General features: G+C 72.2%; 25 protein-coding genes. 9 read left to right on the forward strand and 16 right to left on the reverse strand.

Going from position 1 to position 17,697, the window contains the following annotated elements; translation table 11 throughout:
• A partial coding sequence (locus OP86_RS29680; protein ID WP_063832484.1) for a DUF6328 family protein occupies positions 1-511 on the reverse strand: 511 nt, incomplete at its 3' end.
• Positions 512-556: 45 nt separating this feature from the next.
• Positions 557-1,105 carry a MarR family winged helix-turn-helix transcriptional regulator gene (locus OP86_RS29685; RefSeq protein WP_030061731.1) on the reverse strand — a complete coding sequence of 183 codons (549 nt, stop codon included), beginning with the start codon at positions 1,103-1,105 and terminating at the stop codon, positions 557-559.
• Positions 1,106-1,154: 49 nt separating this feature from the next.
• Here OP86_RS29685 and OP86_RS29690 point away from each other — a divergent pair, with 49 nt between their 5' ends.
• The 3 genes from OP86_RS29690 (at position 1,155) to fusA (ending at position 5,346) form a co-directional block, all read left to right on the forward strand.
• Entirely contained in the window at positions 1,155-2,192 is a 1,038-nt protein-coding gene (locus OP86_RS29690) for a DMT family transporter (RefSeq protein WP_078653667.1), read from the forward strand.
• A 92-nt stretch (positions 2,193-2,284) separates the two neighbouring features.
• Positions 2,285-2,770 (forward strand): hemerythrin domain-containing protein, encoded by a 486-nt coding sequence (locus OP86_RS29695; protein ID WP_030061734.1) that lies wholly within the window; start codon positions 2,285-2,287, stop codon positions 2,768-2,770.
• A 413-nt stretch (positions 2,771-3,183) separates the two neighbouring features.
• A complete protein-coding gene (gene fusA, locus OP86_RS29700; protein ID WP_078653668.1) occupies positions 3,184-5,346 on the forward strand; it encodes an elongation factor G in 2,163 nt (720 codons plus the stop codon).
• Positions 5,347-5,439: 93 nt separating this feature from the next.
• Here the strand turns inward: fusA and OP86_RS29705 are convergent, their stop codons facing one another.
• Entirely contained in the window at positions 5,440-6,360 is a 921-nt protein-coding gene (locus tag OP86_RS29705) for an NAD-dependent epimerase/dehydratase family protein (RefSeq protein ID WP_078653669.1), read from the reverse strand.
• Positions 6,361-6,502: 142 nt separating this feature from the next.
• Between OP86_RS29705 and OP86_RS29710 the strand changes: the two genes are divergently transcribed.
• Together OP86_RS29710 and OP86_RS29715 are read left to right on the forward strand one after the other, a co-directional pair.
• Positions 6,503-7,345, forward strand: coding sequence for a helix-turn-helix transcriptional regulator (locus OP86_RS29710; protein WP_030061738.1), 843 nt, complete (start codon positions 6,503-6,505; stop codon positions 7,343-7,345).
• 168 nt (positions 7,346-7,513) lie between these two features.
• Positions 7,514-8,749 carry an RNA-guided endonuclease InsQ/TnpB family protein gene (locus OP86_RS29715; RefSeq protein ID WP_033333982.1) on the forward strand — a complete coding sequence of 412 codons (1,236 nt, stop codon included), beginning with the start codon at positions 7,514-7,516 and terminating at the stop codon, positions 8,747-8,749.
• Between the two features lie 182 nt (positions 8,750-8,931).
• Here OP86_RS29715 and OP86_RS29720 read toward each other — a convergent pair whose 3' ends face one another.
• Positions 8,932-9,819, reverse strand: coding sequence for a LysR family transcriptional regulator (locus OP86_RS29720; RefSeq protein ID WP_033333962.1), 888 nt, complete (start codon positions 9,817-9,819; stop codon positions 8,932-8,934).
• Positions 9,820-9,954: 135 nt separating this feature from the next.
• On the opposite strand from OP86_RS29720, the gene OP86_RS36965 reads away from it, so the two are divergent.
• Positions 9,955-10,116 carry a hypothetical protein gene (locus tag OP86_RS36965; RefSeq protein ID WP_157849876.1) on the forward strand — a complete coding sequence of 54 codons (162 nt, stop codon included), beginning with the start codon at positions 9,955-9,957 and terminating at the stop codon, positions 10,114-10,116.
• 169 nt (positions 10,117-10,285) lie between these two features.
• Here OP86_RS36965 and OP86_RS29725 read toward each other — a convergent pair whose 3' ends face one another.
• The gene (locus OP86_RS29725) at positions 10,286-10,663 is read right to left on the reverse strand and encodes an AraC family ligand binding domain-containing protein (protein ID WP_033333963.1); all 378 of its coding nucleotides are present in this window, start codon (positions 10,661-10,663) and stop codon (positions 10,286-10,288) included.
• 190 nt (positions 10,664-10,853) lie between these two features.
• Positions 10,854-11,726, reverse strand: a complete 873-nt coding sequence (locus tag OP86_RS29730; RefSeq protein ID WP_078653670.1) for a hypothetical protein — start codon at positions 11,724-11,726, stop codon at positions 10,854-10,856.
• A 218-nt stretch (positions 11,727-11,944) separates the two neighbouring features.
• On the opposite strand from OP86_RS29730, the gene OP86_RS29735 reads away from it, so the two are divergent.
• On the forward strand, positions 11,945-12,481 hold the full coding sequence (locus OP86_RS29735; protein WP_030061743.1) for a DUF6879 family protein: 537 nt from the start codon (positions 11,945-11,947) through the stop codon (positions 12,479-12,481).
• An 81-nt stretch (positions 12,482-12,562) separates the two neighbouring features.
• On the opposite strand, the gene OP86_RS29740 is transcribed toward OP86_RS29735, so the two are convergent.
• The 10 genes from OP86_RS29740 to OP86_RS29785 form a co-directional block, all read right to left on the reverse strand.
• A complete protein-coding gene (locus OP86_RS29740) occupies positions 12,563-12,775 on the reverse strand; it encodes a DUF397 domain-containing protein (RefSeq protein WP_078653671.1) in 213 nt (70 codons plus the stop codon).
• A gap of 220 nt (positions 12,776-12,995) precedes the next feature.
• Positions 12,996-13,211 carry a DUF397 domain-containing protein gene (locus OP86_RS29745; protein ID WP_033333967.1) on the reverse strand — a complete coding sequence of 72 codons (216 nt, stop codon included), beginning with the start codon at positions 13,209-13,211 and terminating at the stop codon, positions 12,996-12,998.
• Between the two features lie 91 nt (positions 13,212-13,302).
• Positions 13,303-13,770 (reverse strand): NUDIX hydrolase, encoded by a 468-nt coding sequence (locus OP86_RS29750; RefSeq protein WP_030061744.1) that lies wholly within the window; start codon positions 13,768-13,770, stop codon positions 13,303-13,305.
• A gap of 52 nt (positions 13,771-13,822) precedes the next feature.
• Complete coding sequence (cyaB, locus tag OP86_RS29755) at positions 13,823-14,386, reverse strand: class IV adenylate cyclase (RefSeq protein WP_030061745.1); 564 nt, start codon at positions 14,384-14,386, stop codon at positions 13,823-13,825.
• 84 nt (positions 14,387-14,470) lie between these two features.
• Positions 14,471-14,683 carry a DUF397 domain-containing protein gene (locus tag OP86_RS29760; protein ID WP_030061746.1) on the reverse strand — a complete coding sequence of 71 codons (213 nt, stop codon included), beginning with the start codon at positions 14,681-14,683 and terminating at the stop codon, positions 14,471-14,473.
• 128 nt (positions 14,684-14,811) lie between these two features.
• The gene (locus OP86_RS29765; RefSeq protein WP_033333987.1) at positions 14,812-15,018 is read right to left on the reverse strand and encodes a DUF397 domain-containing protein; all 207 of its coding nucleotides are present in this window, start codon (positions 15,016-15,018) and stop codon (positions 14,812-14,814) included.
• A gap of 69 nt (positions 15,019-15,087) precedes the next feature.
• Positions 15,088-15,276: a DUF397 domain-containing protein gene (locus OP86_RS29770; RefSeq protein ID WP_030061748.1), complete on the reverse strand. Its 189-nt coding sequence runs from the start codon at positions 15,274-15,276 to the stop codon at positions 15,088-15,090.
• 19 nt (positions 15,277-15,295) lie between these two features.
• A complete protein-coding gene (locus tag OP86_RS29775) occupies positions 15,296-15,484 on the reverse strand; it encodes a DUF397 domain-containing protein (RefSeq protein WP_030061749.1) in 189 nt (62 codons plus the stop codon).
• A gap of 190 nt (positions 15,485-15,674) precedes the next feature.
• Positions 15,675-15,887, reverse strand: a complete 213-nt coding sequence (locus OP86_RS29780; protein ID WP_033333970.1) for a DUF397 domain-containing protein — start codon at positions 15,885-15,887, stop codon at positions 15,675-15,677.
• The gene (locus OP86_RS29785) at positions 15,884-16,714 is read right to left on the reverse strand and encodes a helix-turn-helix domain-containing protein (RefSeq protein ID WP_030061750.1); all 831 of its coding nucleotides are present in this window, start codon (positions 16,712-16,714) and stop codon (positions 15,884-15,886) included. The genes OP86_RS29780 and OP86_RS29785 overlap by 4 nt, the downstream gene beginning before the upstream one ends.
• 306 nt (positions 16,715-17,020) lie before the next feature.
• Between OP86_RS29785 and OP86_RS29790 the strand changes: the two genes are divergently transcribed.
• Both OP86_RS29790 and OP86_RS29795 read left to right on the forward strand, forming a co-directional pair.
• Entirely contained in the window at positions 17,021-17,443 is a 423-nt protein-coding gene (locus OP86_RS29790; RefSeq protein WP_078653672.1) for an ATP-binding protein, read from the forward strand.
• 15 nt (positions 17,444-17,458) lie between these two features.
• Positions 17,459-17,697, forward strand: a 239-nt coding sequence (locus OP86_RS29795) for a hypothetical protein (RefSeq protein ID WP_033333972.1), incomplete at its 3' end; no start/stop codon positions are given.

A 17,697-nucleotide genomic window follows, 5' to 3' on the forward strand; every position in this document is an offset into this window, starting at 1 on the left:
CGTCGCGGGTGGCGGCGCGGCGCACGGCCCAGGGCAGGACGAACCACAGTGTGGCGAAGATCAGCGCGATGACGCAGGTGATCGGTACCGCGACGGCCGCACCCAGGACGACGTCCAGGACCAGCAGCACGGCGCCGGTCAGCGCGCAGGCGAGCAGCAGCAGGCCCGCCTGGGCGATGCGGGCGGAGACGTCGACGATGCGGGCCTTGCCGGGGTGGCGGAACAGGCCGCGGTGCAGGGCGACGGGGGTGGCCAGGACGGTGGCGGCGACGACGCTCAGCAGCAGGGTGGCGACGTAGATGTCCTGCTGGGCGTCGGTGAGTTCGGAAAAGCGCGGGGTGAAGGCGACGCCGAGGAGGAAGGCGAAGACGATCTGCACGCCGGTCTGCAGCACCCGCAGTTCCTGCAGCAGCTCCACCAGGCGCCGGTCGGCCCGGACGGCGGGGTTCTCCCAGCCGGGCGGGGGCACGGGGGAGGGCGGCGGGGAGTCGGGGGGCGGTGTGCCGGTCATGGGTCACATTGTCGTCGGCCCCGGGGCGGTGGGCGCGGACGGTGGTCAGGCGGATGTCGGCGTCGCGCCGTCCAGGCGCTCCTGCCAGGCGGTGAGCAGGGCCTGCAGGGCTGCGGCCTCCTCGGGGGCCAGGTGGGCGAGCAGGCGGTGTTCGTTGCGGATGTGGGCGGTGAACGCCTCGTCGATCAGGTGCCGGCCGGCGTCGGTGAGGGCGACCACGCGCCCGCGCCGGTCGTCCTCGGCAAGGCGGCGGGTGACCAGCCCGGCGCGTTCCAGGCGGTCGATCCGCTTGGTCATCGCGCCGGTGGTGACCATGGTGTGGGCGGCCAGCTCGCCCGGGGCCCGCTCGTACGGGGCGCCGGCGCGGCGCAGCGCGGCGAGCACGTCGAACTCGCCTTCGCCCAGGCCGTAGCGCTGGTAGAGGAGGGTGAGTTCGGCGCTCAGGCGGGCGGCGAGGCGGTGCAGGCGGCCGATGACGGCCAGCGGGGAGACGTCGAGGTCGGGACGTTCGCGCCGCCATGCGGCCTGGATCTGGGCGACGTGGTCGCCGTGCCGGCCCGGGGGCTGCTCGGGGGGCTGCTCGGAGTGCTCCATGGCGCCCAGTCTAGCGCGGGTAGCTTCCTGGGAAGCTATATTGTCTTCCATGGAAGCCAATGCGCGCTGGGTGCTGCCGACCGCCCTCGCCCCGCTCGCCTGGGGCGCCAACTACCACATCACCCACGCCTACCTGCCCGCCGACCACCCGCTGTGGGGCGCGGTGCTGCGCGCCCTGCCCGCCGGCCTGCTGCTGCTCGCCCTGGCCCGCCGCCGCCCGCACGGCCCCTGGTGGTGGCGCAGCGCGCTGCTCGGCCTGCTCAACACCGCCGTCTTCTTCGTCCTGCTCTACCTCGCCTCCCAGCTGCTGCCCACCAGCGCCGCCGCCACCGTCATGGCCGCCTCCCCGCTCGCGATGCTCCTCACCGCCTGGGCACTGGCCCACCGGCGCCCGCACCGCGCCCACCTGGCCGGGGCGGTGGTGGGCCTGGCCGGGGTCGCACTGACCCTGCTCGGCACGGGCGGCGCGATCGGCTGGCGGGGCCTGGCGGCCTCGGCGGCCGCGATGCTGGTCTCCTCCGTCGGCTACGTGCTCGCCGCCCGCTGGCGCGAGGGCGCCGACCCGCTGGCCGCCGCCTCCTGGCAGCTGACCGCCGGCGGCCTGATGCTGCTGCCCCTGGCCGCCGCCGCCGAGGGCGCGCCCCCGCCGATGGACACCCCCACCCTGCTCGCCTTCGGCTACACCACCCTGATCGCCACCGCACTCGCCTTCACCTGCTGGTTCGCCGGGCTGCGCCACCTGCCGGCCGGCACGGTGGGCCTGCTCGGACTGCTCAACCCGCTGGCCGGCGTGCTGCTGGGCACCGTGCTGGACGGGGACGCCTTCGGGGCGCGCCAGGGGGCGGGCCTGGCGCTGGTGACGGCCGGGATCCTCCTCGGCCTGCCCCGCCGCCGGGCCGCGCATCCCGGGGCCGCGCATCCCGGGGCCGCCGAGCCCGCCCGGGCCGCGCATCCCGGGGCCGCGCATCCCGGGGCCGCGCATCCCGGGGCCGCCGAGCCCGCCCGGGCCGCGGACCCTGCCCGGGCCGCGGACCCTGCCCGGGCCGCGGACCCTGCCCAGGCCAAGGGGAGCGCGCTTGCCCCGTGACCGGTCCGCGTGATCTGCTGGCGCCGGCATCGCGTGCCGGTGACGGACTGCGTCAGGCATGGAGGTGCGGAACCGAAGGGACCCGCCACCCGTTGGCCTCCCCCGACAACGGCCGTACGGCCGCCCTCAGTCTTCAACTCTCCCGCGCCCACCAGGACTTGCGACGCCGCCTCACCGACGTGCGCACCAACCTCGGCCGCCGCCCGGACGACGACACGCTCCTCACCCACTGCCTGGCCTTCTGCACCGCCCTGACCAACCACCACCAGGGCGAGGACGACGGCCTCTTCGCCCAACTCCTGCACGAACACCCGGACTTGGCGCCGACCATCGCCAAACTCGTCGAGGACCACGGCTTCATCGCCGCCATCCTCACCCGCGTCCGCGACCTCGCCCAGCAGGCCGCCACCGGATCACAGGATGCCGACCCGGAGACGATCGGGCGCGAACTCGACGGCCTGGCCGCCATCATGGAGTCCCACTTCGGCTACGAGGAACGGGCCATCGCCGCCGCCCTCGACGCCGGCGTCGCCGACGACGGCTGGTCCGAGCCCGTGCTGCGCTTCACGGCGCCGTAAAACCCGGCGCCGTAAAACCCGGCGCCGTAAAACCCGGCGCCGTAAAACCCGGCGCCGTAAAACCCGGCGCCGTAAAACCCGTCGCCCCGCCGGGCCCGCCTTCCCTACACTCGCCAACGCAGCCGCGCCCCACCGTGCGCGGCCACCGTGCCGACGAACGACGAACGAGACGAGAGAGGGGGTGAGCGGCCGTGCCGAAGCAGAGCGCCGCCGCCCCCTCTCCCGCGTCGCGGTACGAGGTGATCCTGGTGTCCCCGCCCTTCCGGTGCCCGCTGCGCGGCCGGCACCGGAGCAGTGCTGCCTGACGCCGTTGGCCCGAAGGGCCGTGCACACCAACACATCCGGCTGATCGTCAGCACCGGCGAAATCGCGCGCCAACCCCGTAGAAAACTGCCTCGAAAGGCACCCGGGCCATGCGCACCACCACCAGCACCACCACCAGCACCACCACCAGCACCACCACCAGCGCCACCACCAGCGCCACCACCAGCATTTCCGCCGTCCGCAACCTCGGCATCCTCGCCCACGTCGACGCCGGCAAGACCACCGTCACCGAACGGATCCTCTACCTCACCGGCATCACCCACAAGCGCGGCGAGGTCCACGACGGCACCACCGTCACCGACTTCGACTCCCAGGAACGCGACCGCGGCATCACCATCTTCGCCGCCGCCGTCAGCTGCGCATGGGCCGGGCACCGGATCAACCTCATCGACACCCCCGGCCACGTCGACTTCGCCGACGAGGTCGAACGCTCGCTGCGCGTCCTGGACGGCGCCATCGCGGTCTTCGACGCGGTCGCCGGCGTCGAGCCGCAGAGCGAGTCCGTGTGGCGCCAGGCCGAACGCCACGGCGTGCCCCGCATCGCGTTCGTCAACAAGCTCGACCGCGCCGGCGCCGACCTGGACGCCGCCGTCGCCTCCATCCGCGAGCGCCTGCACCCGCGCCCGCTGCCTGTCCAACTCCCCGTCGGCACCGAGGACTCGTTCACCGGCGTCGTTGACCTGCTGCGCCTGCGGGCCCTGACCTGGCACGACGACGGCACCCCGGCCGCCGAGGGCCCGGTGCCCGCCCACCTCGCCGAAACGGCCGCCCGGCGCCGGCGCGCCCTGGAGGAGGCCGTCGCCGAACTGAACCCCGAAGCCCTGGAGGAGTTCTGCACCCACGGCACCGTCACCGCCGCCACCCTGGCCACCGCCCTGCGCGAACTCACCCGCACCGGCGAGGCCGTGGTGGTGCTGTGCGGCTCCGCCTACCGCAACCGCGGCATCGAACCGCTCCTGGACGCCGCCGTCGCCTACCTGCCCTCCCCGCTCGACGTCCCACCCGTGCGGGCCGCGAACGGGACCGCGAACGGGACCGCGAACGGGACCGCCGACGGGACCACCGACCGCACCCAGCAGCGCGACCCCGACCCCGAACAGCCCCTGACCGCCCTGGCGTTCAAGGTCGTCGCGGCCCCCACCGGCCGCCTGACCTACCTGCGCCTGTACGCCGGCACCCTGCACAAGGGCGCGACCGTCCTCGACGCCGCCACCGGCCGCACCGAACGCATCGCCCGCATCCTGCGCGTGATGGCCGACAGCCACACCGAGACCGACCACGCCCGCGCCGGCGACATCGTCGCCGTCATCGGCCCCAAGGCCGCCCGCGTCGGCGCCACCCTGTGCGACCCCGACCACCCCATCCTCCTGGAGGCACCCGTGAGCGCCGAACCGGTCGTCACCGTCGCCGTCGAGGCCCGCCGCAGTGCCGACACCGACAAACTCGCCGCCGCCCTGGCCCGCCTGGCCGAGGAGGACCCCTCGCTGCGCCTGGCCACCGACCCCGAGAGCGGCCAGCGCACCCTGTCGGGCCTGGGCGAGCTGCACCTGGAGGTGGCGGTGGAGAGGGTGCGCCGCGACAGCGGCATCGAGGCGGTCACCGGAGCACCGATGGTCGCGCTGCGCGAGGCCCTGGTCGAGGGCGTCACCGGCTTCGTGTACCGGCACGCCAAACAGGACGGCGGCGCGGGCCAGTTCGCCCACCTCGTCCTGGACGTCCAGCCGCTGCCGCAGGGCAGCGACGGGGAGTTCGCGTTCGCCTCGACCGTCACCGGCGGCCGGGTGCCGCGCGAGTACGTGCAGGCCGTCGAGGCCGGCTGCCGCGACGCCCTCGCCGAGGGGCCGCTCGGCGCCCACCCCGTCACCGGCGTCGCCGTCACCCTCACCGACGGAGCCACCCACCCCAAGGACTCCTCCGAGCTCGCCTTCCGCACCGCCGCCCGCCTCGGCGTGCGCGAGGCACTGCGGGCCTCGCGGATGCGGCTGCTGGAACCGGTCGCGGAGGTGACGGTCACCGTGCCCGAGGACGCGCTCGGCACCGTCCTGGGCGACCTCGCCGCCCGCCGCGGCCACGTCCGGGCCACCACACCCGGACACGGCACCGGTACGCAGGCGAGCGCCCAGGTGAGCGCGCTGGTGCCGCTGGCCGAACTGTTCGGCTACGCCAGCCGCCTGCGCAGCCGCACCCAGGGCCGCGGCACCTTCACCACCCGCCCGGCCGGCTACGCCCCCGCACCGGTGAACGCCGGCTGAGCCCGCCGCCCGGCCCCGCCGGTGAACGCCGGCTGAGCCGGCTGCCCGGCCCCGCCCTCCCAGGGCGGGGCCGGGCGCCCGGGGCCGGGCCCGTCACAGCGCCCCGGCCTCGGCCGCCGCCCACGCCGACGGGTACAGCGGCCGCCAGCCCAGCTCCCGGCGCGCCGCCGCCGTGGACACCTGCCCCTCCCACGGGTCGAACGGTGCGTCCGGCGAACTCCCCGGGTGCACCCGCCCGTTGAGCGCATGCAGGTCCCAGGCCGTCAACGGCGCGTCGTCGCCCACGTTGTACGTGCGGCCCCCGATCCCGGGCACGCTCGCCGCCCGCCACAGCGCCCGCGCCACGTCCGCGTGGTGCACCACCGCCAGGCGCTGGTGCGCGGGCCAGTGCGCGGCCCAGTGCAGCGACTGCGCCAGATGCGGATCACCCTGCCCGTAGACGAACGCCAACCGCACCACCACCAGCGGCAGTTCGTCCCCCAGCGCCCGCAGCCCCGCCTCCGCCTGCGCCTTGGACGCCGCGTACACCCCCCACGCCGGATCCGGCGCGAGCCGGTCGCCCTCCACCGCGGGGCGCCCCAGCCCCCGCCCGTACACCAGGTTGGTGCTGGTGTGGACGAACCGCTCCACCCCGGCCTTGGCCGCCTCCCGGCCCAGCGCCACCGCCGCGTCCCGGTTGACCGCCCACGCCGTCTCGTCCGCCACCCCGCGCAGCGCCGCCGCCACGTTCAGCACCACATCGGCCCCCTCCAGCGCCCGGGCCCGGTCCGCCGCCTCGCACAGGTCACCGGCCACCACCTCCACCCCCAGCTCCGCCAGCGCCTGCGCCTTGCCCGCATCCCGCACCAGCACCCGCACCGAGGAGCCCTGCTCCCCGGCCCACCGCACCAGCCGCGGCACCAGCCGGCTCCCCACCGAACCGGTCGCGCCCGTCACCAGGATCCTCGCCGTCTGCGCCGTCTGCGCCGTCTGCGCCGTCTGCGCCGTCTTCGCCGTCTGCGCCGTCTCCGTCATTGCCCGTCTCCTCCAGGGAAGTTGATGTCCTGCGACATCCGCCACCCTGACCGCCCCGCACCCGGCGCGGCAGAGACCTCCCGATCCAGGGACCACCGATCCCTGGATACGGCCCGCCCCGCCGGGAGATGCTGGCGGCATGATCGACCGAGCGGCACTGGCCGACTTCCTCACCCGCACCCGGGCCCGCCTCACCCCCGCCGACCTGGGCCTGCCGCCCGGGGCGCGCCGGCGCACCCCCGGCCTGCGGCGCGAGGAAGTCGCCCAGGTGGCGGGGCTGTCGGTGGACTACTACGCGCGGCTGGAACAACGGCGCGGGCCGCAGCCCTCACCGCAGCTGCTCGCCGCGCTGGCCCGGGCACTGCGGCTGAGCGAGGACGAGCGCGACCACCTCTTCCGCCTCGCCGGGCACGAACCGCCGCGCCGGCACGGGCCGCTGGGCCACGTGCGCCCCGGACTGCTGCTGATCCTGGACCGCCTGCACGACACACCCGCCCAGGTCGTCTCCGACCTCGGGGACGTCCTCGCGCAGAACCCGATGGCCGCCGCCCTCTTCGGCGACCTCGGCGCACTGGCGCCGCAGCGGCGCAACCTGCTGCTGCGCTGGTTCACCGAGCCCGCAGCCCGGCAGCTCTTCCCGCCCGAGGACCACGAGGACCTCGCCCGCGCACACGTGGCGAACCTGCGCGCCGCCCGCTCCGCCCGCCCCGGCGACCGGCGCGCCGCCGAACTCCTGGAACAACTCCTCGCAGGCGGAGGCGAGTTCGCCTCCTACTGGGAGCGCCACGAGGTCGCACAGCGCCGCAGCGGCCGCAAACGGGTACTCCACCCGGTGGTGGGGCCGCTGGAGCTGGAGTGCGAGGTCCTGGCCGCCGGCGGCCAGGACCAACTGCTGCTCGTCCACACCGCCGCGCCCGGCAGCGAGTCCGCCTCCCGCCTGGAACTGCTGCGCGTCGTCGGCGCCCAGACCCCCACCCCCGCCTGAGCCCCGCCGGTCCTCGGCCCCCGGTCCCGCCGTGCCGGGCCCCGCTGACCGTGGCCGGGTGGGCCGCAGCCGAGCGAATCCGGTGCATGTCCGGTTCTTCAGGGCTGGGTTGGCCGGTACGGCCCGCAGCGCGGAGCGTTGTCAGTGACAGCGGGTAGGTTGACCGTCGTGCAGCTTCGGTACAACTTTCGTGTGTACCCGAGCCCCGGTCAGCGCATCTCGTTGGCGAAGGCGTTCGGGTGTGCTCGGGTTGTCTTCAACGACGCCTTGCGTGTCCGTGAGGACGCCCGAGCGGCGGGGCTGCCGTTCGTCACCTCCGGCGAACTGTCCAAGTGGCTCACCGTCGTGAAGAGGACACCTGAGCGTGTGTGGCTCGGTGAGGTGTCGTCGGTGGTGCTGCAGCAGTCGTTGCGGGACCTGGACACCGCCTACCGGAACTTCTTCGGCGGCTTGAAGGGCAAGCGCCCGATGATGGGCGCGCCCCGGTTCAAGTCCCGCAGGGACAGCCGGCAGGCGGTCCGCTTTACCGCCAACGCGGGGTGGAGGATCACCGACGGCGGGAAGCTGCGCCTGCCGAAGATCGGCGATGTGCGGGTGAAGTGGTCCCGGCAACTGCCGTCGGTGCCGTCCACGGTGACGGTGGTCAAGGACGCCGCCGGGCGGTACTTCGCCTCCTTCGTGGTCGAGACCGACCCGGCCGCCGACCTCGGGCGAATGCCCGAGACGGACACTGTGGTCGGCATCGACCTGGGCCTGACCCACTTCGCTGTCCTCTCGGACGGCCGGAAGATCGACAGCCCGAGGTTCCTGCGCCGCGCCGAGAAGAAGCTCAAGCGCGCACAGCGGGCTATGAGCCGCAAGGCGAAGGAATCGAAGAACCGGGACAAGGCCCGTATCAAGGTCGCCCGTGCCCATGGCCGGGTGGCCGATGCGCGGCGTGGGTTCCACCACCGGCTCTCCACCGAGCTGATCCGCGATAGCCAAGCGGTCGCTGTGGAGGACCTGGCGGTGAAGGGGCTCGCGCGCACGCGCATGGCCAAGTCCGTGCACGACGCCGGATGGTCGGCGTTCGTGGCGATGCTGGAGTACAAGGCCGCCCGGTACGGGCGTGCCTTCCTTCGCATCGGCCGTTTCGAGCCGACCTCTCAGGTCTGTTCGAACTGCGGTGTCAAGGACGGCCCGAAGCCCCTGCACGTTCGGGAGTGGGCGTGCGGGGCGTGCGGGGCCGTCCTCGATCGGGATGTGAACGCGGCGGTCAACGTCGCCAAGGCCGCCGGACTGGCGGTGTCAGCCTGTGGAGCGCAGGTAAGACCGGAACGTGTTCCGGCGCAGCGCGGTGAAGCAGGAACCCACTCGAAGGGCCGCCGACCAACGGCGGCTCAGGCGGGAATCTCCGTCCCTTAGGGCGGAGAGGATGTCAATGCTCTGGCGACAAGATGACCTGGCCTGGTTCGCCGCCGGCTACCATAGCGGCGCCCTCGCCCAGTGCGACGCCTTCTCTTCTGCCAAGCCGTAGACCGCCGCGAAGCTGTAGGGCCCGTCTTCAACTCCCCCGCCCACCGCCGCGCCCAAGGCCCGCCGCGGCGTCAGGCCCGCCCGCCCGTCTCCCAGTCCCAGGCGGCGACGGCCTCGCGCAGCAGGCGGGCCGGGGCCGGCAGGCGGTCGCCGCCGTTCCAGTACAGGGTCAGGGTGCGCCGGCAGCCGGGGGCGTCGACGCCGGCCCAGACCAGCGGCAGGCGGGTGGCGGTGCGCCGGGCGATGGCGGGGACCAGGCCGATGCCCAGCCCCGCGCTGATCAGCTCCGCGATGCTGGCGGCCTCGTCGCCCTCGCAGACGATCCTGGGCACCAGGCCCCGGGCGGCGAAGAGCCGCTCCAGCAGGCGGCGCTGCCAGTGCCCGGGGCGGGCGGCGATGAAGGGCTGGTCGGCGATGTCCTCGACGCTCACCCGGGCGCGCCCGGCCAGCGGGTGGTCGGGGCACAGCGCCAGGCCGACCTCCTCGTCGAGCAGCAGGACGCACTCCAGGCCCTCGGCGGTGATCGGCTGGGAGGCGACGGCGAGGTCGATGTCCCGGGCCCGCAGCCGGCGGGCCATCTCCTCGGCGGACAGCTGGTGCAGTTCGATCTCCACGCCGGGGTGGGCCTGCTTGAACGCCGCCAGCGGCCCGCTGAAGGCCAGGAAGGTCTCCGAGGCCAGCCGTACCGTGCCGAAGCCCTGCCCGGCGGCCTCGGCCACCGCGCGCCGCCCGGCCTCCAGCTCGCCGAGCGAGCGCTCCACGTGGCCGCGGAAGATCCGGCCGGCCTCGTTGAGGCGCAGCCGCCCGCCCCGGTCGAAGAGCGGGGTGCCCAGCTCGGCCTCCAGGCGGGCGATGCTGCGGCTCAACGACGGCTGGGCGACGCGCAGTTCGGCAGCCGCGCGGCTCAGGTGCTCCAGCCGCGCCACGGCGAGGAACTGCGTGAGCGTGTTCAGGTCCACCGGTGTCCCCAGGTCCGTGACGGCATTACGCCATGGCGATATTGATCTCAGACACGATAACCATGGCGTCATACCTTCGAGGGCAGGCCCGCACCGGCACCAGCGCGGCCCGAGCACCACGAGGAAGGACGCCCTGTGGCGCCGGCCGCTGCCGCCGCGCCGCCCCGAACCGCGGGCGCAGGCCCCCGGGGCCTGACCTCGACGACCTGCGCCCCCCGCCTGACCAGCCGTCAGATCCTCGGCGTCGGCGGCGCCTTCGCCACCGAAGCCGGCAACCCGGGCCTGCACCCGGCCTGAGGCCCGGCCCCAACCCCCGCACCCCGCCGCCTCATTGGAGGCGGCGGGGTCGAGGCGCCCGTGCGTCCGGATCCGGCACCCACGTGCCCGAACGGGCCCCGGCACGGACCTGCGCTGTTCCACTCAACCTCGGCCGGACCGGACGCCGAGTCCGGGTTCCGCGTTTCGCTCAGGTGCCCTGCATGTCCTGCATGTTCTTCAGCATCGCCGCCTCGACCGCCCGCAGTTCCTCGGTGGGGCTGAACTGGACGAGTTCGCTGCCGGCCTTCGCCAACGGCACGTGGCCCGGCGGAAGGTAGAACGCGTCGCCCGCCTCGAAGACCTCCTCGTGATCGGCGAAGCGGTACGTCACGCTGCCCTTGAGCACATACCCCCAGTGCGGGCAGGTGCAGCTGTCACCCGGCAGACCCTTGACCATCGGGGTTCCATCGATGTCTTCCCGAAACGACACGAAGTTGACCGTGTAGCCGTCGACATCCTCGTGGCGATCCTCCACGATGCCGTGATCGGCGACCTGCGCGGCACTCTCCTTCGATACTCTCGGCATCCGTCCCATCTCCTTCGACCGCCGGGCAGCAGCCCCGCCAGTTCCAGGGTCTCCCTGCCGCCTGGAACTCGCAAAAGCCGCCGATGCCCCTGACCGCTGCCGGGCAGTACCTCCGCCCGAAACCGCGCTCGCGGCAGCCTGGATCAGTACCGAAATCAGTACCGGACACCCCCCCGGACGGCAGCCGACATCAGGCGGCGGCAAGGCCGCCCAGGTGCAGGCCTGCGGACTTCGCGGCCCGCAGCGCCGCCCTGGCGCGGGCCGCGCCGGTGCGGGTGGCCGTGCCGTCGCCTGCGGCTGCGACCGGCCGGGGCGTGAGGCCCGCGCAGGGGCCGCAGATGCCCGCTTGGGGCACCGGGTCGTGGCACGTGGCGCACTCGGCGTACCGGGCCGCTGCGGGGCGCACCGGAGGCGGGGCGGGCGGCATCTTGTGCTCCAGGCGGTAGCGGAGCACCGACGCGGCGCAGTGCACCGGGACGGGCAGGCCCGGCAGCAGGGCCAGGGCGAGGTCGGCCGGGCTGCTGCCGCGCTCCAGCCACTGCGCGACCAGGGGAGCGAGTCCACGCGCCTCGGCCTCGCCCAGGCGCAGCCGCGGCTCGGGGCGGATCACCCGGAACAGGGTGGCGACCGCCTCGCGGAGCTGTTCGTCCACCGCCGCCACGGGCTGCCCGCCGGGGAGGGAGGGTTCTTGCTGCCGTTCCTTTGAAAGGGCGTCAGCACCGCCGGTGGCCGCTTCACCGGGGACCGGACGGGTGGCACCCGGCGGCGTGAGCTGCGGGGTGTCGTAGACGTGGGTCTCGGAGCGGATCGTGCCGTCGGGCCTGCGGATCTTCTCGACCCGGTAGTACCCGGCGTCGGTCAGCTCCTTCAGGGCCTTGCGGATCGCGCCGCGCCCCTGGGGGCTGGTGTCGGCCATCTGCCGCCCGTCCTCGCGCCGGCCGTCCGGGCGGGACAGGAGGTCCGCGAGCAGGCCGCGCGCGGTGTAGGAGAGCCGCCGGCACTGCAGCATGCCGTTGGGCAGCACGGTGAAGTTACGTACGTGTTCGGTACGATGGATTCGCATCGGGAGTTAGCGCTCCTGGTGCCTGACCCCGGGATGTTTGCGCATCGCCGGGGTCGCCTGTTTTCGGTTGGATTACGGAACGTACCACAACGATCAGACGCACAACGGGCGTTCGCGACAACTGCCACCCCATGTGGTTACCGGACTGGCCGGTCTGGACGGGTGGGGCCTTTCGTGCGTCCGTATCCCGGCCCGCATGGTGCCGATCCTGAAGGAGGCTGTCGAACGTGTCGAACGTGCCCGACTTCGCCGCGCTGCTGAGGAGCGCTCACAGGACCGCAGTTCACCTGGAGATGCGTGACGCCTACGCCGTGGGCGACGAGGCCGAGGAGATCGACGGCTTCGCCCGCACCGGCGAGATCGAGCTGGACCCCGAAGCGTCGTGGTGGCCCGAGTGGCTGGGACTCGTCCGCGAGACGGTCGGTCGTGGCGTGGTCATGCGGCGGGCCCGGATCGTGTCCGAGCCGGTGACCGACTACATCCGGTGGGAGCACGCGGTCACCCCGATGAACCTGGCGGCCGGGGAACTGGTCCGGTGGCTGCCGAGGAGCCAGGCGTCGGACATCGCGCTGCCGGGGAACGACTTCTGGCTGATCGACGACACGCTGGTGCTGTTCCACTTCTTCACGGGGTACGGCGACTGGGCCGAGCCCGGGTTCGCCTTCTGCGAGGACTCCGCGACGGTCCGTCTCGTCTCCGCCGCGTTCGAGGCCGTGTGGGAGCGTGGCACCCCGCACGACAAGTACAGCGTCTGACCCGCCCTCACCCTGCGAGCACAGGAACAGAGCGCAGGCCCGGAGCGCGCACGGTCCGGGCCTGCGCTTCGGGGCTGTCGTTCAGACGTCGCCGAACTCGCCGCTGCGGACGGCGGCGACGAACGACTTCCAGGCCTCGGCCGGGAAGACGAGGGCCGGTCCCTGGGGGTCCTTCGAGTCGCGGACGGGGGCCAGGCCGGGGAAGTCGGGAGCCACCTCGACGCAGGACCCGCCGTTGTTGGAGTACGAGGACTTGAACCAGGACGCGTCCGTCAAGTCAACGTTCTCGCTCATGCTGAGTCCCTTCACGCCTGGCTGATCATGGGAACGATGCGGCCCTGCGGCACGATGTCGGCCTGGAGTCGATCGCATGTCCGGGCTTCTCTACCCACTGACACTTTGGCCCAAGCCCAGGCCGCCAGCTTGCCGCTCCAGTTCTCGACCAACGCAAGCACAGGAACAGACCGCAGGCCCGGAGCGCGCACGGTCCGGGCCTGCGCTTCGGGGCTGTCGTTCAGACGTCGCCGAACTCGCCGCTGCGGACAGCGGCGACGAACGACGCCCAGGCCTCGGCCCGGAAGACCAGAGCCGGACCCTGGGGGTCCTTCGAGTCACGGACAGGGGCCAGGCCGGCGAAGTCGGGAGCCACCTCGACGCAGGTACCGCCGTTGTTGCTGTAACTGCTCTTGAACCATGCGGCGCCGGACAGGTCTACAGGGGGGCGAATCATGACGTTCCTCTCATCCCTTGCTTGCGGATCATCTCCAGTGACGCAGCCAACGATTAGGCACACAAGGGGCGTTCGCGACAACTGACGGCGGCTAGCGCACAACGGGGATCGCCCCGGAGCGCCAGTCGGCCAGCCGCTTGCGGATGCTCGCCACCATCGCCAGCCCGTCCGTTTCGGACGGGGTGAACCACGCCACCTCGTGGGACTCGTCGGACACCCGCAGCTCCCCGCCGACCGGACGTCCGAGGAGGCAGATGGAGAACTCCTGGCGGACCTCGCCGTCGTCGTAGGCGAAGACATGGCCGGGGTCGGTGTAGGTGCCGACGATCCCGGTGATCTCGACATCGATGCCGGTCTCCTCGCGGGTCTCGCGGATACCGCACCCGGCGAGCGACTCACCGATGTCCATCCTGCCGCCAGGCAGGGCCCACATCCCGTTGTCCGTGCGGCGCTGGAGCAGGACGCGGCCCGCACCGTCGACCACGACGACGGACGCCGCCGGGACCAGCGAGTTCGCCTCGGGGGCGTCCGGGTCGTCCTCGTAGTCACGCCTGGGCACGATCTACCACCTCCACTGTCGGGACCGTCCACACATCACGTCGCCGAACCTGTCAGGTGCGGGCTGCGGCCACCGCGTCCGTGTACAGCTCGGTCGTCAGGTCGTCCTCGCCGATCCCGAGGCCGGCCAGTACCGCCCGCACGGTGTCCAGTGCTGCTGGGAGGCTGTCCGCAGTGGCCGCGGCGGTCTCGACCTCGACGAACGTCGCGTCGAGTTCGGGGACCTGGACGAGGGTGGCCAGGAAGCGCCAGCCGTCGCGCTCGAAGGCGTAGTTACGGCACCGCTTCTCGAACCGGATGCGCGGGGTGAAGCCGATGCCGCGGATGATCTCGTGGGCCGCTTCGGAGTCCTCAACCCGCGTCTCCGCCTCCCACTTCGACCCGGACGCCTCGTCGACCCGGGCGCCCTTGTAGGTGAGCACGGTGCGGGTGTCGTCGGGCCCGTGGACGGTGCGGATCCGCAGCTCGCGGTCGGTGCCCGTCAGGCTGCCGTCCGGCGCGTCGTAGTAGGTGTCACGGTAGACCTCGGCGCGCCCGGCACCGTACAGCTCCTCCAGCCGCGCGAGGACGTGTTCGGGGTTGCGTACGACTGCCTTGAGCTCCGCCTCGATCGCCATGCCGGTTCCTCCTTCAGATCACGCGTTGAGCGCCATCCAGCAACACCTCGAATGGCCGCTGCCGGGACCGATGCCGGCTGCGGTTCAGAGGTCGCCGAACTCGCCGCTGCGGACGGCGGCGAGGAACGACGCCCAGGCCTCGGCTGGGAAGACCAGAGCCGGCCCCTGGGGGTTCTTCGAGTCGCGGACGGGGGCCAGAGCGGGGAAGTCGGGAGCCACCTCGACGCAGTTGCCGCCGTTGTTGGAGTACGAGGACTTGACCCAGGAAGCGCCGGACAGGTCTGCATGGTCGGTCATGATCGGAATTCCTTTCGGGCCTTGCGGATCATCTTCCGGAAGAACTGACGCCGAGTAGGCCGGCGGGAGAAGCATCAGGAGCGGGGCACCGAGTGGTGCCCCGCCCCCCTGTGTCGTTGAACTCCGGGTCAGCCCTCGATCGGCAGGTCGCCAGCCCGGATCGCGGCGATGAAGACGCCCCAGGAGGAGGCGGGGAAGGTGAGCACCGGGCCGTCGGGGTCCTTGGAGTCGCGCACCGTTCCAGGGCGCGAGTCGTCGACCTCGACACACCCGCCTTGCCCGTTGCTGTAGGAGCTCTTTCGCCACGCGGCGTCAGCCGGGCGGTCACCGTGCATGCCGTTCATAATCCTTTCGTGCCTCCCGGATCATTGCCGCGCTGTCCAGCCGCGCGCGGGCAAGGTGTGTCAGACGTCGCCGAACTCACCGAAGCGGACGGCAGCCACGAACGACTGCCATGCCTCGGCGGGGAAGACGAGCACCTGGCCGTGGGGGTCCTTGGAGTCGCGCACCGGCACCTGACCGGAGGACCCGATTGCCACCTCGACGCATTGTCCCTGCTGAGCGCTGTGCGAGCTCTTGCGCCAGATCGACATGGCCAACTCCTGGAGATCCTTACGCCGGGAGGTCGCCCATGCGGACGGCCGTGACGAAGGCTTCCCAGGCCGAGCCTGAGAAAACGAGCACCGGGTCCTCGGGGTCCTTGGAATCGCGGACGGGGACGATGCCAGGCACGCTGTTTGATACCTCGATGCACTGTCCGCCGTTGCTGCTGTAGCTGGACTTGAACCAGTCGAGGGTCATGGTTGCCTCCGTAACTCGCGGATCATCGCCACCGAGTCCCGCCTGCGATAGGGCATGCGTTTTGCAGCTGATAGTAGGCCGCCAGCATGCCTTTCCAACTCTGGGCCAATGCAAGCCTGCCGCAGTCGGGAAGGAACAGACCGCAGGCCCGGACCGCGCACGGTCCGGGCCTGCGCTTCGGGGCTTTCGCTCAGACGTCGCCGAACTCGCCGCTGCGGACAGCGGCGACGAACGACGCCCAGGCCTCGGCCCGGAAGACCAGAGCCGGCCCCTGGGGGTCCTTCGAGTCGCGGACGGGGGCCAGGCCGGCGAAGTCGGGAGCCACCTCGACGCAGTCGCCGCCGTTGTTGGAGTACGAGGACTTGGCCCATGAAGCACCGGACAGGTCTACGCGGTCGGTCATGATCGGAATTCCTTTCGAGCCCTGCGGATCATCGCCTGGGATGCGGCCTTCGGCAGCGCTTCCACCAGCAGCTGATCGTACTCACTCTCCCATCCCGCGACTGTTGCGCGCGACCGCTCAAGATGGCCTCTCGCTGTCGATTCCGCGTACCCCACGACCGTGTGGTCGGGGAGGTTCAGCAGAACCACCGGCAGTGTGAACGAGAGGTTCTCCCCCATGCTGAACGGGGCTATCTGCACGGTGACGTTCGGTCGTTCGGCCAAGTCCTCAAGGTGCCGAAGCTGCTCGGCCATGACCTGAGGGCCGCCAACGGGGCGCAGCAGCACCCCCTCCTCAATCACCGCATGAAGCGCCGGCGGGTTCTTCTGGCCGAGGATCTCCTGGCGCAGAGCCAGATAGTCGATGCGTTCATCGGCCTCGGTCGGGGTGATCGCACCGCGCCTGACAGCTGCCTGCGCCAACGCCCTTGCATATGCGGGGGTCTGGAGAAGGCCGGGAACGACGATCAAGCCGACGGTTCGCAGCCGTCGGCACCGAGCTTCGGCGTCAGCAAACTCGGCGAATCCCTCAAGGAGCGCCGCCCGGCTGAATCGCCGCCACAACTCGTAGAACCGTTGGCCTGATCCGAAAACCTCATCGGCCTTAACAGCCAATGGACGTGTTGGGGAACGCTTCCCGTTCTCGACATATGAGATGTGCGCGCCCGAGTACCCCAGATGTCCGGCTGCCTCAGTCTGCGACCAGCGCTTGGCCCGTCGTGACCTGCGAAGTTCCTGACCGAAGCGGACTTGTGGCGATGCCTGGGCGTCAACATCGGCTTCAGCCATGATCCTTCAGCTCCTTCACATGACATTGCTGTCAAAGGTAAGACGCTGGCAATCGTAGGGGTCATCACGCCACCATGGCTACAACCGGTGATTCGCCGGAAGCACAGCGCAACCTGTGGAGACTTCCATGCCCGAAGCGCGGACCCCGAGACCCGGAACGCGATTCGTGGAGGTGACGCTCAGGCGGGCGGTGCTTCGGCCGCTCGGGGCGACCCGCCCCGAGCGGCGAGTCGACCTCGGCGCCATCCGCTCCCTCGGCCTGGGGGAGATCCACTCGCACGCAATCCTCCCTTGAGGTACTTCACCATGCTCACGACCTACCGGCCCCGCACGTTCGCCGCCCGCCTCGACTCGCAGACCGAATCCACGCCCCTGGCCCGGTACTTGCTCCGTGCCTACCTCGCCGGCCTCCCCTGCGGCGACCGCTATGCCGACACCGCCGAGCTGCTCCTCGGCGAGCTGTTCGCCAACGCCGTCCAGCACTCCGACGCCCCTGACGACCGGCACATCGAAGTGCGCTTCGCCCTCGTCCGCGACCGTCTCCGGATCGAGGTCCACGACGCGGGCTCCGGGCGTCCCTCCGTCCGTGTCGTCTCCGCCGACGAGGAGTGCGGGCGTGGGCTGTTCCTCGTCAACGAGCTGGCCGAGCGTTGGGGTTGCTGCCCCCGTATGGGCGGTATCGGCAAGTTCGTCTGGGCCTTCGTCGCCCCCGCTGCCATCGCGGTCTGAACGGAGGCACCCCCGATGCGACTTGCCCTCACTGCCCGGCACCTCCTCGACACCGCCGTCACCCCCGCCCAGGCCTACGCCACCCTCGCCCGCCGCACCGGCGAGCCCCTGCGCGCCGCCCGCGCGCTGTGCACCGCCCTGGGCATCCCCGCCGTCGAGACCGCCCGCCGCCTGGACGACATTTACGACGTCCTGCTCGCCAACCCCCGGCCGAACTCCGAGGCCGACACCGGGGAACTCCTCGAAGCCCTCGG

This window comes from Streptomyces novaecaesareae (assembly GCF_000716875.1).
Taxonomy (GTDB): domain Bacteria; phylum Actinomycetota; class Actinomycetes; order Streptomycetales; family Streptomycetaceae; genus Kitasatospora; species Kitasatospora novaecaesareae.

What these genes read in the sequence shown, in the direction of transcription:
- OP86_RS29685 (WP_030061731.1), bottom strand. Translation starts at nt 1,105, where the DNA reads ATGGAGCACTCCGAGCAGCCCCCCGAGCAGCCCCCGGGCCGGCACGGC.
- OP86_RS29740 (WP_078653671.1), bottom strand. Translation starts at nt 12,775, where the DNA reads ATGAGCGAGAACGTTGACTTGACGGACGCGTCCTGGTTCAAGTCCTCG.
- OP86_RS29745 (WP_033333967.1), bottom strand. Translation starts at nt 13,211, where the DNA reads ATGATTCGCCCCCCTGTAGACCTGTCCGGCGCCGCATGGTTCAAGAGC.
- cyaB (WP_030061745.1), bottom strand. Translation starts at nt 14,386, where the DNA reads ATGGCGATCGAGGCGGAGCTCAAGGCAGTCGTACGCAACCCCGAACAC.
- OP86_RS29790 (WP_078653672.1), top strand. Translation starts at nt 17,021, where the DNA reads ATGCTCACGACCTACCGGCCCCGCACGTTCGCCGCCCGCCTCGACTCG.
- OP86_RS29785 (WP_030061750.1), bottom strand. Translation starts at nt 16,714, where the DNA reads ATGGCTGAAGCCGATGTTGACGCCCAGGCATCGCCACAAGTCCGCTTC.
- fusA (WP_078653668.1), top strand. Translation starts at nt 3,184, where the DNA reads ATGCGCACCACCACCAGCACCACCACCAGCACCACCACCAGCACCACC.
- OP86_RS29775 (WP_030061749.1), bottom strand. Translation starts at nt 15,484, where the DNA reads ATGACCCTCGACTGGTTCAAGTCCAGCTACAGCAGCAACGGCGGACAG.
- OP86_RS29690 (WP_078653667.1), top strand. Translation starts at nt 1,155, where the DNA reads ATGGAAGCCAATGCGCGCTGGGTGCTGCCGACCGCCCTCGCCCCGCTC.
- OP86_RS29770 (WP_030061748.1), bottom strand. Translation starts at nt 15,276, where the DNA reads ATGTCGATCTGGCGCAAGAGCTCGCACAGCGCTCAGCAGGGACAATGC.
- OP86_RS29705 (WP_078653669.1), bottom strand. Translation starts at nt 6,360, where the DNA reads ATGACGGAGACGGCGCAGACGGCGAAGACGGCGCAGACGGCGCAGACG.
- OP86_RS29730 (WP_078653670.1), bottom strand. Translation starts at nt 11,726, where the DNA reads ATGCGAATCCATCGTACCGAACACGTACGTAACTTCACCGTGCTGCCC.
- OP86_RS29725 (WP_033333963.1), bottom strand. Translation starts at nt 10,663, where the DNA reads ATGCCGAGAGTATCGAAGGAGAGTGCCGCGCAGGTCGCCGATCACGGC.
- OP86_RS29765 (WP_033333987.1), bottom strand. Translation starts at nt 15,018, where the DNA reads ATGCACGGTGACCGCCCGGCTGACGCCGCGTGGCGAAAGAGCTCCTAC.
- OP86_RS29780 (WP_033333970.1), bottom strand. Translation starts at nt 15,887, where the DNA reads ATGACCGACCGCGTAGACCTGTCCGGTGCTTCATGGGCCAAGTCCTCG.
- OP86_RS29760 (WP_030061746.1), bottom strand. Translation starts at nt 14,683, where the DNA reads ATGACCGACCATGCAGACCTGTCCGGCGCTTCCTGGGTCAAGTCCTCG.